This window comes from Novosphingobium sp. BL-S-20 (genome assembly GCF_055521635.1).
Window position 1 is genome coordinate 1,869,639 of record NZ_CM145494.1, and the last position, 16,112, is coordinate 1,885,750.

Annotated in this window: 12 protein-coding genes and 4 tRNA genes; 10 read left to right on the plus strand and 6 right to left on the minus strand. The window is 64.7% G+C overall.

The features are described from left to right. Positions 1-30: 30 nt before the first annotated feature. The 3 genes from ACZ1II_RS16455 (at position 31) to ACZ1II_RS16465 (ending at position 327) form a co-directional block, all read left to right on the plus strand. Positions 31-106: transfer RNA gene (locus ACZ1II_RS16455), tRNA-Lys, on the plus strand. Positions 107-131: 25 nt separating this feature from the next. Next, positions 132-207, plus strand: a tRNA-Lys gene (locus ACZ1II_RS16460). 44 nt (positions 208-251) lie between these two features. Then, a tRNA-Lys gene (locus ACZ1II_RS16465) sits at positions 252-327 on the plus strand. A gap of 66 nt (positions 328-393) precedes the next feature. On the opposite strand, the gene ACZ1II_RS16470 is transcribed toward ACZ1II_RS16465, so the two are convergent. The 4 genes from ACZ1II_RS16470 to ACZ1II_RS16485 all read right to left on the minus strand — a co-directional run bounded on the left by ACZ1II_RS16470 (position 394) and on the right by ACZ1II_RS16485 (position 7,617). Further along, the gene (locus tag ACZ1II_RS16470) at positions 394-735 is read right to left on the minus strand and encodes a PilZ domain-containing protein (protein ID WP_465144713.1); all 342 of its coding nucleotides are present in this window, start codon (positions 733-735) and stop codon (positions 394-396) included. A 77-nt stretch (positions 736-812) separates the two neighbouring features. Then, the gene (locus tag ACZ1II_RS16475) at positions 813-992 is read right to left on the minus strand and encodes a hypothetical protein (RefSeq protein ID WP_465144714.1); all 180 of its coding nucleotides are present in this window, start codon (positions 990-992) and stop codon (positions 813-815) included. Beyond that, on the minus strand, positions 992-5,260 hold the full coding sequence (locus ACZ1II_RS16480; RefSeq protein WP_465144715.1) for a translocation/assembly module TamB domain-containing protein: 4,269 nt from the start codon (positions 5,258-5,260) through the stop codon (positions 992-994). The genes ACZ1II_RS16475 and ACZ1II_RS16480 overlap by 1 nt, the downstream gene beginning before the upstream one ends. Further along, positions 5,260-7,617, minus strand: coding sequence for an autotransporter assembly complex protein TamA (locus ACZ1II_RS16485; RefSeq protein ID WP_465144716.1), 2,358 nt, complete (start codon positions 7,615-7,617; stop codon positions 5,260-5,262). The genes ACZ1II_RS16480 and ACZ1II_RS16485 overlap by 1 nt, the downstream gene beginning before the upstream one ends. Positions 7,618-7,784: 167 nt before the next feature. On the opposite strand from ACZ1II_RS16485, the gene ACZ1II_RS16490 reads away from it, so the two are divergent. After that, entirely contained in the window at positions 7,785-8,807 is a 1,023-nt protein-coding gene (locus ACZ1II_RS16490) for a YihY/virulence factor BrkB family protein (RefSeq protein WP_465144717.1), read from the plus strand. On the opposite strand, the gene ACZ1II_RS16495 is transcribed toward ACZ1II_RS16490, so the two are convergent. Continuing rightward, positions 8,804-9,580 carry a kinase gene (locus ACZ1II_RS16495; RefSeq protein WP_465147318.1) on the minus strand — a complete coding sequence of 259 codons (777 nt, stop codon included), beginning with the start codon at positions 9,578-9,580 and terminating at the stop codon, positions 8,804-8,806. The two genes, ACZ1II_RS16490 and ACZ1II_RS16495, sit on opposite strands and share 4 nt — an antisense overlap. 164 nt (positions 9,581-9,744) lie before the next feature. On the opposite strand from ACZ1II_RS16495, the gene ACZ1II_RS16500 reads away from it, so the two are divergent. The 4 genes from ACZ1II_RS16500 (at position 9,745) to ACZ1II_RS16515 (ending at position 13,625) form a co-directional block, all read left to right on the plus strand. Continuing rightward, on the plus strand, positions 9,745-10,548 hold the full coding sequence (locus ACZ1II_RS16500; protein WP_465144718.1) for a crotonase/enoyl-CoA hydratase family protein: 804 nt from the start codon (positions 9,745-9,747) through the stop codon (positions 10,546-10,548). A gap of 60 nt (positions 10,549-10,608) precedes the next feature. After that, positions 10,609-11,916, plus strand: a complete 1,308-nt coding sequence (ribB, locus tag ACZ1II_RS16505) for a 3,4-dihydroxy-2-butanone-4-phosphate synthase (protein ID WP_465144719.1) — start codon at positions 10,609-10,611, stop codon at positions 11,914-11,916. A gap of 1 nt (position 11,917) precedes the next feature. Next, on the plus strand, positions 11,918-12,337 hold the full coding sequence (gene ribH, locus ACZ1II_RS16510) for a 6,7-dimethyl-8-ribityllumazine synthase (RefSeq protein ID WP_465144720.1): 420 nt from the start codon (positions 11,918-11,920) through the stop codon (positions 12,335-12,337). Positions 12,338-12,482: 145 nt separating this feature from the next. Continuing rightward, the gene (locus tag ACZ1II_RS16515) at positions 12,483-13,625 is read left to right on the plus strand and encodes a glycerophosphodiester phosphodiesterase (protein ID WP_465144721.1); all 1,143 of its coding nucleotides are present in this window, start codon (positions 12,483-12,485) and stop codon (positions 13,623-13,625) included. 76 nt (positions 13,626-13,701) lie between these two features. Here ACZ1II_RS16515 and ACZ1II_RS16520 read toward each other — a convergent pair. Then, positions 13,702-13,778, minus strand: a tRNA-Arg gene (locus ACZ1II_RS16520). A gap of 88 nt (positions 13,779-13,866) precedes the next feature. Between ACZ1II_RS16520 and ACZ1II_RS16525 the strand changes: the two genes are divergently transcribed. Beyond that, a complete protein-coding gene (locus ACZ1II_RS16525; protein WP_465144722.1) occupies positions 13,867-14,829 on the plus strand; it encodes a LysR family transcriptional regulator in 963 nt (320 codons plus the stop codon). 97 nt (positions 14,830-14,926) lie between these two features. Continuing rightward, positions 14,927-16,108, plus strand: coding sequence for an L-talarate/galactarate dehydratase (locus ACZ1II_RS16530; protein ID WP_465144723.1), 1,182 nt, complete (start codon positions 14,927-14,929; stop codon positions 16,106-16,108). The last annotated feature ends 4 nt before the right edge of the window (positions 16,109-16,112 follow it).

The following is a 16,112-nucleotide window of genomic DNA, read 5'->3' on the forward strand; positions in this document are numbered from 1 at the left end:
ACAAAACGGCAGCCCAGGTCAGGGCAGTGTGGACGCATAGCTCAGTTGGTAGAGCAGCTGACTCTTAATCAGCGGGTCCTTGGTTCGAGCCCAAGTGCGTCCACCATTCCTGTCCTTACGCGGAAACGCGTGGACGCATAGCTCAGTTGGTAGAGCAGCTGACTCTTAATCAGCGGGTCCTTGGTTCGAGCCCAAGTGCGTCCACCATTTCCGTACCTTACGCGGCCCGTATCTTATGCGGCAGGGCGTGTGGACGCATAGCTCAGTTGGTAGAGCAGCTGACTCTTAATCAGCGGGTCCTTGGTTCGAGCCCAAGTGCGTCCACCACCGCCTCCCCTCACATTCCATCGCTGACGACATCGAGCATCCCGTTGCTCTGTCCTTCGTGCCTGATCAGCTCTCGGCTGCCGAGAGGTTCCGCCGCATGACGGGAATGCCGTAGCGCTCGGCCAGATCCTCGATCACCGCTTTCGGCAGGGCTTTGAGAAAGGCCATGCCGACCCGGCCGTCGCGTATCCAGCGCACTTCCGCTTCCACCGCCTTGAGGTTCGCCATACGCAGCGCGACACGCTGGCCGGAGGCGAAATCCTCGCCGCTGCCGACCACGCAGCATCCGCCTTCCGAAATGTCCGCAAGTTCGACGCCGAAAACGTGCCAGCTCGACTTGCGACAGCGCGCTTCCAGCAGGACGGCATGGCGCGATGTAAGCCTGCCGCAATCGTCCCGTACCTGCATTCCAGCCCCTAAATCGTTATTGCCGTTCACCAGCGAGACGCGATCCCTAGCAGCGATAGGTAAACTGCAGGTTGCGGCTAGTCCTTCGCGGCGTCTTCGCCGGGCGGCGTACTTGTGCCCGCGATCTGGGCGTCGATATCGCGTGCACGCTTGCTGATCTTCTCGTTCGCCGCCTCGTAGCGCTCCTCGAAACTCGGCTCCTTGTGGCACCCGGAGAGCGCCACAAGGCCCGCGAGCAGGATGAGGACCCTGCTCATCAGTAGTCCTTCTTGATGCGGATATTGAGGCTGTTGACGCCCGAACCGCCTGCCTGGCTCAGCACCGAGAGCCACTTGGTCACGCTCACTTCGAGCTGCGTGGCGGTGAAGCCGCGCGCGTCGGTGATCAGTTCCACGTAGATATCGTCGGTCAGGTACTGGCCTGCCGCTAGCGCCGTACCGCGGCCGCTCGCCTCGTCGGGGCTGAGGATGCGCAGACGATCGATCCCCGCTGCCGAACGCAGCTTGCCCAGCGGATTGACGCCGCCGCCCGTGGCCCTCAGCGAATTGAGCGAAGTGGCCAATTGCACCGCCTGGATCGCCGAGAGGTTCTCGATCGAACTGCCAAACAGGATGCGCGACAGCACTTCGTCCTGTGGCAGGCTGGGATCGGAGCTGAACTCGATCTGCGGATTGTAGGCGCGTCCGCTGACGGTCACCGTAACGTCGACATCATCGATCGTCTCGGTCGCGGTGATAGCCACGGTCGGGTCGATGGTCTGGCCACCGTTGAACGAAATGAGGCCATCGGTCAGTTCGAACTGCTTGCCCGCGAACCCGAGCGTGCCGCGCACCAGCTTCACTTCGCCGGCCATGCTCGGCGCCGAACTGGTGCCGCTCAGGCGGAAATCGGCGCTCCATTCGGATTCAAGGCCCATGCCCGAAACATAGAGCTTTTCCGGAGCCTTGAGATGGAGATCGAGCCGGACCGAAGAGAAGGCGCTGGTGATCTGCGGTGCCGGTTCGTCACCCGTCACGCGGACCGGCCCGGAGCGCGGCTTGAAGCGCACCCCTGTCAGATGCGGCACGTCCACGGCGCCCTGGCGGACGATCTCGTAGCGGGTTTCCGGCAGGCGCAAGTCGCCCGAGAGCAGCGGGGTTTCGCCCGCGCGCTTGGTCAGGTTGAGCGTGCCGGTGGCACTGGCCGAAAGCGAATCGCTGCGCGCCAGCCGCGCCCGGTCGAGCTTGACGTTGAGGTCCATCGGATAGCCCGCGTCCGCTGCAAGGCTGAGCCGTCCGTTCGCGCTGACCGTGCCGCTGCCCGCATTGGCATTGAGCGAGGTCAGTTCGAAGGAGTTGCCGCTGAACTTGCCCTCCAGCGTCAAGTTGGTCAGCCGCGTGCCGTAAGCCTGGTACTCGTAAGTCAGGTCCTTGCCCTTCACGAGGCCGGTGATGCACGGGTCGGAAACGCGGCAGGAGAAGTCCGCCGCCAGACCGACCGATCCGGTCAGCGTCTGGCCGGGCTGGCCCGCGAAGGAGAACAGCGTATCGGCGGGGCCGTTGTAGCGGATGCCGCCGCCGAGCGGCGCCTGAAGCAGGCGCGTAGTCCACGCGCCCTCGCCCGGAGGCAGCGGGCTGAGCGTGGCGGCCAGACGGCCGATCACGCTGCCCTGCTTGCGGAACACCGCATGGGCCTCGCCGCCGTCGGGATGGAGCTTGCCGACGAAGTTGATGTCGACCGGCTGGCTCACCGTGCTGGAACTGGTGCGGGTGAAGTTGACCAGGCTCATGCGGGCATCGGCGCGCGGGAAGGCGGTGGCGCTTTCCTGCTCGAAGTCGAGGCTGCCGCTGGCCTTGCCGCCAAGGCCGTAGCCGGGCACGAAGGCATTCACGAGCGCGACGTCGATGTTCTCCAGTCGGCTCTGGAACTTCATGCCGGTGCCATACTGGCCGGAGACTTTCGCCGTGCCCGAGCCGAAGGAGATGGTGGTCGGAAGCAGTTCGTAGCCGCCGTCCTTGGGCACGATCCGCGCCGGAGACTCGGTCTTGAGACCGAGACCACGTACACGTCCTTGCAAGGCGACGCGCCAGAGTTCGGGGGTGAGATCGGCATTGAGACCCACGCGGAACGGCACGCCGCTCACGCCTTCGATCAGGCCCTTGGCCTTGCCGCGTCCGTCACGGTAGTCGACGATCACGCGCGCGGCGGCGAGGTCGAGGGCACCGAACGAAGTTCCGGCCAGCTGGGCATCGGCGACGACGCTGGGCTTGTCATAGAGCACCGCCCGCCCGTCGATGATGGCCGAGCCGATCGTCAGCTTTGCGGCACCAGGGAAGACTGCATCCTTGGCGCGCAAGTTGAAGTCGACGGCCTGATACTTGCCCTCGGCATCGAGCTTCAAGGCGCCGCCGATGCCGTTGCCCTTGGCGGTGAGCTCACCGGCGAAAGGCCCGGCCTTGGTCTGGACCATGCGGCCCGCGAAATCGACGCCGGAGAGGTTCGCGCTATTGATGTCCACCGACATCTGCTGGCCCAGCCCCAGCGACACGTCGGCCTTGAGCGGGCCGTAGTCGGTGTCGCCGGTCATGTCGAAGCGATAGCCGCCGCGAACGCCGGTGATCCGCGCGTCGAGATTGGCAAGGCCGATGCCGAGGCCCGGCCGCTCGGCGGTGACATGGGCATCGGGATTGGCGATCGTGCCGTTCACCCGCACCCCGATCGCGCCATAACGGTTCGAACTGCCGCGCGCGGCAAGGGAAATCCGGCCGTTCGGAGACCAACTCCCCTGCCCGCCCGTCACCTTGAGGTCCGGGGCGTTCAGTTGCAGCGAAGAGAAGCGCACGACACCGTCCGGTCCGTAATGAACGCGCGAGGATGCCGCGAAATTGCCGCCGAGGTAAGTCTGCAGGCTCTCGTTCAGCAGCTTCGTCGAACGCGCGCGCACGGTGCCGTCGAGCGCGAATCCACTGCCCTCGCTCTTGAGGTCCATGTTCGTGCGGATGCTGAAGATGCCGACGCTGTCGAGCCGGTAGTTGTCGATCTTGCCGTCGATCGCGCCGGTGTAGAAGCCCTTGGCCAGATCGGCGACGAGGATCAGTCCGGCTTCGATGCGGTCGGAGCGCAGGCGCATATTGTCGGAAAGGACGCGGGTGCCGTCGATGGCGAGATCGCCGTCGAGGCGGACATTGGCCAGCGAACCGCCCGCCACGGTATCAAGCCCGGTGATGCGCTGCACGCGCGCGGAAACGGGGATCAGGATCTTGTCCGCATCGACCCGCGCGGCACCGCTGGCGGTCAGGCGTTCCAGCCCCATGTCGTTCATCACCACGCGCGCGGCATTGATGCGATAGGCAACCTTGGGCGTGGTGAAGGCGCCGTCCAGCGCGAGCGAGGCAGTCAGCCCGGCGCCGCTGAGCTTGGGCGCGATGGCGGCGGGCTTGAGCAGGGCAAAATCGAGCTTGAGATCGTCGAAACTGTTGTTCGACAGGTCGACCATGCCGTTCGGCGTCAGGGTGAAGGCATCGCTCCAGACCCGGCCCGTTACTTTGGCGCGGCGCTGATCGAGCGCGGCGGTCACGTCGAGGTTGGTGATCGGCCCCAGCAGGTTCGCTGTCGGTCCGGCAAAGAGGCGCGCCACTTGCGTCGGCCCCTTGATCGTGAAAGTGCCGTCACGCGCAGTAAGGTCCAGCTTGGCGAGATCGCCACCGCCAAGACCGGCATCGAGCTTGCCGTTCCAGACCTTCCAGTCGCCCTTGCCGCCGAGCTTGACCGTCAGCGGCTGCTTGAGACCGCCCAGTGCGGCGATCACGCCGCCGGTCGGGGCATTGAGATCGAGGTCGATGGCGAGCCGGTTCTTCGCGGGCACCGCGTCGAGCAGCAGGTTGAAGCGGTCTCCGCCTTCCTTGCCTTCGATGGCGATCGTGCCGCCCTTGGCAGAAACCAGCGCGCGGCCATCGGAGATATGCGCCTTGCCGTCGATCGTGACGATGCGGCGATTGCCGGAAACCGGCGGCTCGGAGATGAAGCGGTCGATCCGCAACTCGCCGACGTCGACATCGATATCGGGCAGCAGCGGCGCATCGCTGGGCGGGGTCGGCTTGAACTTGGGCACCCGGCGCAGGATCATCCGCTGCGCCGTGGCGCTGCGCACATCGACATGGTTGCTGAGGTAGGCGAAGGGCCGCCAATCGACATGGATTTCCGGCGAGAACAGGAATTCGCCCTTGGGATCGCTGACCGAGAGATTGCGCAAGGTCATGCGCCGGTAGAGCGATCCCTCGATGCGCCCGACCTTGATCCTCATGCCGTTCTCGAAGCGCAGGCCCGCGATCTGCTCGGCCACGAAGCGATGCCCCGGTCCGGTGTCGATGCCGAAGATGACGGCGGCAGCCAGCACGACGACGCCCAGCACCAGGCCGACGACCGTCTTGAGAATACGGATCTGCACGCGGCGCCAGACCGTGGGCTTCGGCTTTTCGCTGTCGCCGGAGGTTCCGGCGGAAGTTTCAGGCTCGTCGGCCGGGATCATGGTGTCATCGTCCGACATCAGAAGGCCTGTCCGATCGAAACGTAGAGATTGAAGCGGGATTCACCCGGCTGGCGATCGACCGGGGTCGCGATGTCGAGGCGGACCGGGCCGAAATTGGTGTAGAAGCGGCCACCGATACCCACGCCGTACCGCAAGTTGTTGAATTGCGGCATCGTCTCGCGATAGGCCTGCCCGGCATCGACGAAAGCGACGACGCCGTAGTTGCCGAAGCGATAGCGCGCCTCGACCGAGCCTTCGTTGAGGCTGCGCCCGCCCACGGCTGTGCCGTCCGCCGCCTGCTCGCCCAGCGCCTGATAGGCATAGCCGCGCACCGAGCCACCGCCGCCCGCATAGAGCCGCCGCGAGGGTGCGATGTCGAACAGACCCGCGCCCTGGATCGTCCCGAGCCGCACGCGCCCGGCCAGCACGAGGCTGTCGGTTACGGGGTAATAGGCCGAAGCATCGACGCGCGCACGCACGTAAGGATCGAAGCCGGTGCGGACCGTCGCTTCCGGCTGGATCAGCGTCGTCAGGCGGTAGCCCTTGGTGGGATCGAGCAGGCTGTCGGTCTGGTCGAAGCCGACCTGGCCATTCACGCCCACCACGTAATAGAGCTTGCGGTCGCGATTGCCGGTATTGCGGTTGTAGTCGGTTTCCGCCGTACCCAGCATCTCGACGCCGAAGGCATAAGTATACTTCTTTTGCCAGATCGGCGTGGAATCGCGGGCGATACGCGCGGCAATGCGGCCGGTATAGGCGCTGTAGGCGTCGTAATCGTTGTGGAACGCCTCGGCCACGAGTTCGAAAGTGCGGTCGCGCTTGCCCGCGTTGGAGCGCCGGAAGGTCACGCCTGCGCCCTGCTGGCGCGTACCGGCGATGGCCTTTGCGATCAGCGCACCTTCCGGCGGGAACATGTTGCGATTGGTCCATGTCGCAGCCGCGGTAATGCCTTCGCCTGCGGCAAAGCCCAGCGATCCGGCGATCGTGCGTGGCGGGCCGGCGTCCTGCTGGACGTGAAGCTCGACATATTCGGTGTCGTCCGGGGCCGCCTCGCCGGTCTTGCGCGGCTCGACGGAGACAGTGGAAAACAGGCTCGTGGCGACCAGCGCCTTGCGCAGGTCGTCCACCTTGCGACTGTCGTAAAGCTCACCGCGCTTGAAGCGGGCCAGAACGCCGACATGCTCGGCATCGAAAGCGAGGTCGCCGGACGTCGTAAAACCGCCGAAGCGGCCTCTCGGCCCCACGTCGATCGGTAGCGTATAGACGCCTTCGCCGCTATCCTGATCGAGCAGGATGTCGCGGTCGCCCACTTTGGCGAAAGCATAGCCGTTCTCCGGCAGCGCCACCGCCACTTGCGCCTCGGCGCCCTGCACCCGCTCGGCAACGATCGGTTCGCCGACCTTGAGCGCCAGGTTCTTCGCGATCAGGTCGGAAGGAACGGTGGGATCGGCCTTCACCACGATTTCCGAGAACTTGTAACGCTGACCAGGGCTCACCCGGATGACGGCAACCAGCGGTGCGCCCGATGCGCCGCGCTCGACGCGGGTGGTCACGACCGGCGAATACCAACCCTCAGAAGACAGCACCGTCTGCATCAACGTGGCGTCTTCGTTCAGGCGGGCATTGACCATCGCCAGGTTCGCCGCCTTGCCGTCACCCTTCTTCAGCGCCGAATGGGTGCGGAACTCGCTGCGCAAATCGGTGCCGGTCTCGTCGTCGGCGGATTCCAGCCCGTCGATGCGGGTCTCGTAGGCGACCTCTACGTCCTTGTTCTCTTCCTTCTTCTCGGCGAACTGGACCGGGGTCACTTCGAACTGATCGATCGGTGGCAGCGGCGCGGTCAGTTCGGCGTCGCGCACCGGGGCATCGCCGATCGGGATAGCGGCTGCGACATTGGAAACATCACCCGCCGGCACGGGCACAGCGACAGCCCCCGCCTTCGCATCCTTGGTTTTCTCAGCGCCGGCCTGCTTGGCCGCTTCCTGCTCGCTCGCCATGCGGCGTTCGAATTCGTCGATCGATTCGAGCGGCTTGTCGAGTTCGGGATCGTCCTGCGGGTCAAGCCGGGGAATGGACCTGTTGAACTCGTCATCCGGGATGATCGGCTTCACTTCAGGCAGCACGACATCCGGCGGCGGAGGGGGCACGACAAGCTTGCCCGCCTGAACCTGATCGTCCTGTACCGCATCGCTCCCGTCAGAGGTTTTCGGCGAACTCTGGACAGCCTCTGAACTCGGGACAGGGACCTGGGTGCTCGTCCCTTGCGCGCAGGCAGGGCTCGCCGACAGGGCAAGGAGCAGGGAAATCGTGGCCAGTCCCGCACCGTCGCGCAGCGAGAGGGAACAAGCCGGCTTCTGATTGATTAGCCAAGGCATGAGCAGCGCGATGTAACACCCCCTGTCGAGAATGGGCAACAGGCCCCCTCGTGGAATACCCTATCGCATTGCAACAGCGAAAGTTCCCTGCCGCAAGTGGGTAAGCGATGAAATCCGACGAAGCCTCCCCGGCGTCAACAGCCAAGGAAAAGATGTCTACACCGTCTATGCCAAATCAGCCCGGAACCGACGCGAATGCGCCCTGGCAAATTCCGGGCAAGGCCTGGTGGAAGATCCTCAAGCGCGTCTACGTGATGAGCGGATTCCACGAACTCGGCCTGCTGGCAGGCGGTCTGGCGTTCTATTGCTTCCTCGCCCTCACCCCGCTGATCGGCGCGACGGTGATGATCTACGGACTGTTCGGCAATGTGGAGAGCGTCCATTCGCAGATGCAGAGCATCGTCGAAGTGGTCCCCCCGGAAGTCGCCAAGATGCTGGAGCAGCAGCTCGTGCAGATCGTCACGACCAGTCGCGGCGTCACCGGATTCGCCCTGTTGATAGCCCTTTTCTTTGCGATATTCGGCGGCATGCGCGCGGCGAACGGCATGATGAGCGCGCTCAACATCATCAACGAGGAGCGCGAGACGCGCGGCACCATCGCGCTCACCTTCCGTGCGGTGGGGCTGACGGTCTCCGCCGTATGCATCGCCCTGACCGGCGTGCTTTCCGGCGGCGTCTTCGCCTGGCTCCAGACCCAGACCAGCGTGTTCCTCGGCGATTCCACCGAGGTCCTGTTCAAGTGGCTGACCTGGCTCGCCGCCGTCGCCCTCGGCAGCGCCGGTTTTGCGCTCATCATGCGCTACGGCCCCGACCGGCGCCCGGCGAAATGGCGCTGGCTGGCCCCCGGCTCGCTGCTGGCGACGCTGCTGTGGATCGCGGTCTCGTTCGGCTTTTCGCTCTATGTCGCCTACATCAGCGACTACAACGCCACGTACGGTTCGCTCTCGGCCATCGTGGTGTTTCTCATGTGGCTTTATCTCTCCGCTTACGGCGTGCTGCTGGGCGCGCTCGTCAATGCCGAGATCGAGCGGCAGACTTTCTGCGACACGACAACCGGCCCGACGCTGCCCGCCGGAGAGCGCGGCGCGGTGCTCGCGGACCTGATGGACAACCGCGTGCCCTCGGCCTCCGAACTCGAACGCAACAAGCGCCGCCGGGCCGAGCAGGCACGCAGACAGGCCGAAGTCTAGCCGATCGCCACGGGTTGCCGCTGCGTATCGAGACGGATCACGAGATCGGCGCGCGGCGGCATTTCCGAGAGAATCCAGCGGGTCAGGCGCTCGTAATGGGCGATGAAACGGGCAATCCCGGCCTCATCCATGACCCGCGCACCGCCACCGCCGGCAGCAAGTCCGCGCTCCTGCTCCAACCGCCAGTCGTGGACGATTTCGAAGCCCGGCGCAGCGAGCAGAACCAGACGGTCGATCCGCGCGAACAGCCGCTGATAGGCATCGCCGAGCGCATCGTTGACATAGGCCCGCCATCGCCCGCCCGCATCTTCTTCCGCTTCCAGCGCATTCACCGGATGCACGAGTTCGTTTGCGGGCTGCGGGAAAGCCCCGAGACACCAGCCTTCGAGGATCAGCACTTCCAGACCGGGGCCGACGATCGGCCAGTCCCGCTCCGCCAGACGGTCATCGGCACCCTTGTCGAAACGCGGCAGAGCGACCGGCATTCCGCTTTCCAGCATATCGAGCGTATCCAGCCCGAGCGAAATGTCATGCGTGCCCGGCACGCCACGTGTCGCCAGCAGCGGGTGTACGGTCCGCGCAAGTTGCTGCCGTTCTGCATGGGTCAGGTAGAGATCGTCGAGCGACAGGGCCGCAGCCTTCAACCCGTCCGCAGCGCAGACATCGAGCACCGCCCGTGCCAGCGTGGTCTTGCCCGAACTCTGCGATCCGCACAGCCCGATGACGACCGGACGATGCCGGGCGCTCGCCAGCCCCGCACGGACTTGCTCCATCACGGCCTCCACAACCTCCCGTGCCGGACCGGCCTTTCCGGAAATCCGCTCGCTTGCCATCACACTTTCCAACACCCTCGAAACGGAGCCTAGCAAGCCCTCTTTTACCTATGCGTCAACCTGCTAAGGCAAGCGGCAAAGCGAATGGAGAAGGATCGAGGCGCATGGAAGACGCGGTACTCTACGAAATTGACGACGAAGGCATCGTCACCCTCACGCTGAACCGCCCGGCCATGCGCAATCCGATCTCCGACCCCGAAGTGATCGAAGCTCTGCTCGGCGCGCTCGAACGGCTCGACAACGATCCGGCGGCGCGCGTGGCGATCCTGACCGGCGCGGGCAAGGGCTTCTCCTCGGGCGGCAACATCAACGAGATGAAGCCCGGCGGCAACGTCAACGGCGGCGTGCCTACCCGCACGCGGCTCAACTACAAGCGCGGCATCCAGCGCCTGCCGCTCGCCTTCGCGGCGCTCGAAGTGCCGGTGATCGCCGCTGTCAACGGCGCGGCGGCCGGTGCGGGCTGCGACCTCACCTGCATGTGCGATCTGCGCATCGCCGGGGAAAGCGCCCGCTTCGCCGAGAGCTTCGTGAAGATCGGCCTGATCGCGGGCGACGGCGGTTCCTGGCTGCTGCCGCGCGTCGTCGGCTGGTCGAAGGCGGCGGAAATGGCGCTTACCGGCGACATGATCGATGCGGCCGAAGCCCTTGCCTGCGGCCTCGTTTCGAAAGTCGTGCCGGACCACCTGCTGATAGACGAAGCCCGCGCCCTCGCCCGCCGCATCGCCGCCAATCCGCCCCACGCCGTGCGCATGACCAAGCGCCTGCTCTGGGAGGGACGGCGCAGCGACCTCGCCACCGTTCTGGAAATGGCCGCCGCCATGCAGTCCGCCGCCCACGCGACCGACGACCACGCCGAAGCGGTCGAGGCCTTCCTCGAAAAGCGCAAGCCGGCCTTCAAGGGGACTTGAATTTCGATGTGATCGGTTCATATGGCGATCACATCGAAATGTGAAAACAGGACTCCAGCCATGGCTGCCAATGTGATCGAACAGGTTCGCAAACTCGTGACCGAAGGCGGCATGAGCAAGGCGGGCCTCGCCCGCGCCGCCGGACTTCACGCCAATACCCTGCGCGACTGCGCCGAACCCGAGTGGAACCCCACGGCGGAAACGCTGACCAAGCTCGAACGCTTCCTCAATTCCAACGACGACCGCCAGGTCCTCGTGCCGATCGAGGAAATCATCGACGAAGCGCGCAACGGCCGCATGTTCATCCTCGTCGACGACGAGGACCGCGAGAACGAGGGCGACCTGGTGATCCCGGCGCAGATGGCGACCCCGCAGGCGATCAACTTCATGGCCACCCATGGCCGCGGTCTGATCTGCCTGACGCTCACCAGCCAGCGCGTCGAGGAACTCGGCCTCGACCTGATGAGCCGCCACAACGGCACCCGTCACGAGACCGCCTTCACGATCTCGATCGAGGCGCGCGAAGGCGTGACCACCGGCATTTCGGCAGGCGACCGTGCGCGCACCATCTCGGTGGCGATCGACGGCACCAAGACCAAGGCCGACATCGTCACCCCCGGCCACGTCTTCCCGCTGCGCGCCCGCGACGGCGGCGTGCTGGTACGCACCGGCCACACCGAAGCGGCGGTCGATATCTCGCGCCTCGCCGGTCTCAACCCTTCCGGCGTGATCTGCGAGATCATGAAGGATGACGGCACCATGGCCCGCATGGACGACCTGATCGCCTTCGCCCGCATCCACGACCTCAAGATCGGCACGATCCGCGACCTCATCGCCTATCGCCGCAAGCACGACCGCATGGTCGAGAAGAAGAACGAGATCACCTTCCAGAGCCGCTACGGCGGCCAGTGGCTGGCGCGCAGCTACTTCAACAAGGCGACCGGCGAAGAGACGCTGACCCTCATCAAGGGCCGCATCGATCCCGAGAAGCCCACGCTGGTCCGCATGCACACCCTGTCCGTCTTCGCCGACGTGCTGGGCGAGGAAGCGACCGATCGCGGCGACCTGCTGCACCGCTCGATGGAAATGATCGCGGAAGAAGGCACCGGCGTGATCGTCGTCATCAACCGCCAGATGAACGGTTCCATCTCGCGGGTCATGGACATCAAGCACCAGGTTCGTGCAGGGGAGACGCCCGATATGGAGGAACTGCGCGACTACGGCGTCGGTGCCCAGATACTGGCGGAACTTGGCATCCACGACATGATCCTGCTTTCGAACACCCATTACTCGCTCGTCGCGCTGGAAGGCTACGGCCTCAACATCGTCGGCGAGCGCCCCATCCCCGCCCCCGAAGGAGCGAATTAAAATGGCCCGTTTTCTCATCGTCGAAGCCCGCTTCTACGACCATCTCAACGACAAGCTGATCGCCGGCGCCAAGGCCGCGCTGAAGGCCGCCGGTCATCAGGCCGAAGTCATCACCGTGCCCGGCGCGCTGGAAATCCCGGCCGCGATCTCGCTGGCCGATGCGACCGGCGACTATGACGGCTATGTCGCCATCGGCGTCGTCATCCGCGGCGAGACCTACCACTTCGAGATCGTTGCGGGCGAATCCGCGCGCGGCATCATGGCGCTGACGATGGACGGCATTCCGATCGGCAACGGTATCCTGACCGTCGAGAACGAGGAACAGGCCCTCGTCCGCGCCGAACCGGCCCAGAAGGACAAGGGCGGCGAAGCGGCCAAGGCGGCCATCGCGCTCTACGACCTCAAGGAAAAGTTCGCCTGATAGTGCTCGCAAGGGGAGCCGGTTCGCCCGCTGCCCTTGCGTTTTCTCGCGCGAAATCAAAACCCTCGCAAAGCGCCGCGATTGTCGTCAAGGTGTCACCCGAAGTGAATAGCCGCCGATTTTCCGTTGCTTCGAGGGCTCCAGCATGAACGAATCCCCATTCTCCCGCCGCTCGCTCATCCGCACCGGTGCCGGAGTTGCTGCAGGCACGCTGGCCGCCTCGATCATGCCCTCTGCATTGGCAGCCCCTACCGCCCGTCAGCGCCCGGCCAAGCCGCTGGTGATCGGCCATCGCGGCGCCAGCGCCCTGCGCCCCGAGCACACGCTGGCCTCCTATGCCAAGGCGATTGCCGACGGCGCGGACTTCATCGAACCCGATCTGGTCGCCACGAAAGACGGCGTGCTGATCGCCCGGCATGAAAACAACATCGCCGAGACCACCGACGTCGCCGATCATCCCGAATTCGCCGCGCGCAAGACCACGAAGACCATCGACGGTGAACAGATGACCGGCTGGTTCACCGAAGACTTCACCCTTGCCGAGATCAAGACGCTGCGCGCGAAGGAACGCCTCGGCCCGCTGCGCCCAGAAAGCCGCGGCTACGACGGCCGCTTCCAGATCGTTACCTTCGAGGAGATCGCGGATTTCGTCGCCGCCGAAGCCGCCGCGCGCAAACGCATGATCGGCGTGATCCCCGAGATCAAGCACTCCACTTATTTCGCCTCGATCGGCCTACCGTTGGAACAGCGCTTCCTCGACCGCATCCACGCCAGCGCCTATCTCCAGACCGCCCCGCTGATCGTCCAGAGCTTTGAAGTCTCGAACCTCAAGTGGCTGCGCCCGCGCACCGGCGATCTCGGCAATGTCCAGCTCATGCAATTGACCATGCCCGGCAAGATGCGCCCGGCGGACTTCGCCGCCAAAGGCTCCGGCCCGACTTTCGACGATCTCCACACGCCCGCAGGCCTGGCCGAAATGGCGACTTACGCGGACTGGATCTCGCCCTACAACCTCGCCCTGATCGCGCGCGACAAGGACAACCGCCTCACGGCGAAGCCGAGCGATCTGGTCGCCAATGCCCACAAAGCCGGGCTGCTGGTCTCGAGCTGGACCTTCCGTCTGGAAAACTACTTCCTTCCGGCGGACCTGCGCAGCAGCGGCGGTGACGGCGCCCGCAATCCCGAGGGCAGCATCGCCGAAATCCGGCGCTATCTCGCGCTCGGGCTGGACGCCTTCTTCACGGACGATCCGGCAATCGGGCGCAAGGCGGTCGACGAACGCGGCTGAACGATACGAAAAAGCCCGCGAAATTCGCGGGCTTTTTTGCCGGTTCGTCCGGCAAAAGTCTGCATTCCTGGTGAAATGGTGACCCCGGCGCGATTCGAACGCGCGGCCTATTGCTTAGGAGGCAATCGCTCTATCCAGCTGAGCTACGGGGTCATTTCGAAGCGCTCAATATCGACGGACAATTGATGCGTCCAGCACGTTATCGTGTCGGCGGCGCGTTACCCGTGAAATTGGCTCCGATGTGGTCTCCAATGTCTGGCAGCTTGATGAAACCGGAAAACCCCGCGATCCACGGCTTGGCTCGAAAAAGGTGCTGGGGCATGAAGACGGCATGTTCGACGAGGCTCAACTCCGTTCCTTTGCCGTTGTGGCGCAGCTCAGGCACTACGGTCAGGCCGCCAGCCAGCTGTTCATCACCCAGCCCGCGCTGACCAGGCGCATTCAGTTGCTCGAAGCCGATATCGGCGTGCCGCTGTTTCGCAGGGCCGGAAGAGGTGTCGAACTGACCGCGGCGGGCATGGCGCTGCTGCCCGAAGTCGAGCGGACGCTGGCCCAGATGGAAAGCGCCCGGGCTGCCGCCAGGCGCGCGGCGGGCGCCCTTGCAGGCAAGCTGTCGATCGGCTTCGACGGCGCCGCCAGCTATGCACTCATCCCGCACCTGATACGGCTCACGCGGGCGGCATGGCCGCAGGTCGAACTCGATTTCGTCGAACTCAGTTCGCTCGATCAGATGCGCGAAGTCCATTTCCACCGGCTCGACATCGGACTCGTCCGCCCTTTGCCGCATGACTTCGATCTGGAACTGGAATGCGTGTTCCATGAAAAGCTGGCGCTGGCGGTTCCACTGGGACACCGGCTGGCGGGGCGCCGGAGGATCGAATTGACGGATATTTCCGGTGAGCCCTTCGTCGCCTATTCGCAGCGCGGCAGTTATCTTCGCGATCTGATCGGCAGCGAATTGAATGCGTCAGGTGTCGAACCGAGGATCGTGCAACGCATGTCGCGTACGCACTCGATCCTGTCGCTGGTCAGTACCGGCCTCGGTCTGGCGATCGTGCCGGCAAGCAGCGCGGCGGCGGCTTTCGACAACATCGTTTTCAAGCCGCTCCCGATCGCGGCGCAGGCCGAATGGCACGCCGCACGTCACCTGAGGCAGAACAGTGACCTCGCGGCAGCATTCACGACCTTGTTGCAACAAACCTAACGATGCAAATTACTGATCGATATCATACATATTCGCGTTTAGACGCTGATCGATAACCCCGCTAGCCACGCCTCCATCGATAACGATGGAGAGCCATATGTTTGAAAAGCGCATCCTTACCGCCAACCCCATGCAGGGCGGCCTGGCACCGGGCGCGGCCACGATCGACCGCATCAAGAAAGTCACCGTCTCACTGGCGTTCCTGCCGCTCAAGACCGCGATCAGCGATGCGAAAGTGCTGACCGGCCGCCAGAAGCCGCTGACCGAAGTAGCGTTCCTGTTCGCCGAGATCGAGAGCGAAGGCGGATACCACGGACTGGGCGTCAGCTATTCCAAGCGCGCCGGTGGTCCGGGCCTTTATGCCCACGCCTGCGAGATCGCCGACAACCTGCTAAACGAAGATCCCAGCGACATTGCCCGCCTCTGGACCAAGCTGGTTTGGGCCGGTGCCTCGGTGGGCCGCTCGGGCCTGGCCACGCAGGCCATGGCTGCCTTCGACATCGCCCTGTGGGACATGAAGGCCAAGCGCGCCGGGCTGCCGCTGGCCAAGCTGATCGGCGCGCACAAGGACGCCGTGCGCTGCTACAACACCTCGGGCGGCTTCCTGTCCTCGCCGATCGAGGAAGTGCTCGACAATTGTGCCGCTTCCATGGCCTCGGGCATCGGCGGCATCAAGATCAAGGTCGGTCAGCCCGATCCGATGGAAGATCTGCGCCGACTGGAAGCAGTGCGCGGTCTGCTCGGCGATTTCCCGCTGATGGTCGATGCGAACCAGCAGTGGGACCGTCCGACCGCCTTCCGCATCGGTCGGATCATCGAGCAGTTCAACCTCGTCTGGATCGAGGAGCCGCTCGATGCCTACGACGCCGAAGGCCATGCGATGCTGGCTGCCGCGCTCGACACCCCGGTCGCCTCGGGCGAAATGCTGGCCAGCGCGGGCGAGCACCTCGAACTGATCCGTCTGAACTCGGTGGACTTCATCCAGCCCGACGCACCGCGTGTGGGCGGGATCACCCAGTTCCTCAAGATCATGACGATGGCCGAGCAGAAGCACATGAAGCTCGCCCCGCACTTCTTCATGGAACTCCACGTCCACCTTGCGGCGGCCTATCCGCATGACAGCTGGGTCGAGCACTTCGACTGGCTGGAGCCGTTGTTCAACGAGAAGATGGAAGTCAAGGACGGCCGCATGGCAGTGCCCAGCCGCGCCGGGATCGGCATCAGCCTGACCGATCAGGCCCGCGACTGGACCGTCTCGACCCAGACCTTCGGTGGCTGAGGAC

Coding starts and splice junctions, on each gene's coding strand:
- ACZ1II_RS16490 (WP_465144717.1), top strand. CDS start 7,785: ATGCCAAATCAGCCCGGAACCGACGCGAATGCGCCCTGGCAAATTCCG.
- ACZ1II_RS16485 (WP_465144716.1), bottom strand. CDS start 7,617: ATGCCTTGGCTAATCAATCAGAAGCCGGCTTGTTCCCTCTCGCTGCGC.
- ACZ1II_RS16495 (WP_465147318.1), bottom strand. CDS start 9,580: ATGGAGCAAGTCCGTGCGGGGCTGGCGAGCGCCCGGCATCGTCCGGTC.
- ribH (WP_465144720.1), top strand. CDS start 11,918: ATGGCCCGTTTTCTCATCGTCGAAGCCCGCTTCTACGACCATCTCAAC.
- ACZ1II_RS16515 (WP_465144721.1), top strand. CDS start 12,483: ATGAACGAATCCCCATTCTCCCGCCGCTCGCTCATCCGCACCGGTGCC.
- ACZ1II_RS16500 (WP_465144718.1), top strand. CDS start 9,745: ATGGAAGACGCGGTACTCTACGAAATTGACGACGAAGGCATCGTCACC.
- ACZ1II_RS16470 (WP_465144713.1), bottom strand. CDS start 735: ATGCAGGTACGGGACGATTGCGGCAGGCTTACATCGCGCCATGCCGTC.
- ACZ1II_RS16530 (WP_465144723.1), top strand. CDS start 14,927: ATGTTTGAAAAGCGCATCCTTACCGCCAACCCCATGCAGGGCGGCCTG.
- ACZ1II_RS16480 (WP_465144715.1), bottom strand. CDS start 5,260: ATGTCGGACGATGACACCATGATCCCGGCCGACGAGCCTGAAACTTCC.
- ribB (WP_465144719.1), top strand. CDS start 10,609: ATGGCTGCCAATGTGATCGAACAGGTTCGCAAACTCGTGACCGAAGGC.
- ACZ1II_RS16475 (WP_465144714.1), bottom strand. CDS start 992: ATGAGCAGGGTCCTCATCCTGCTCGCGGGCCTTGTGGCGCTCTCCGGG.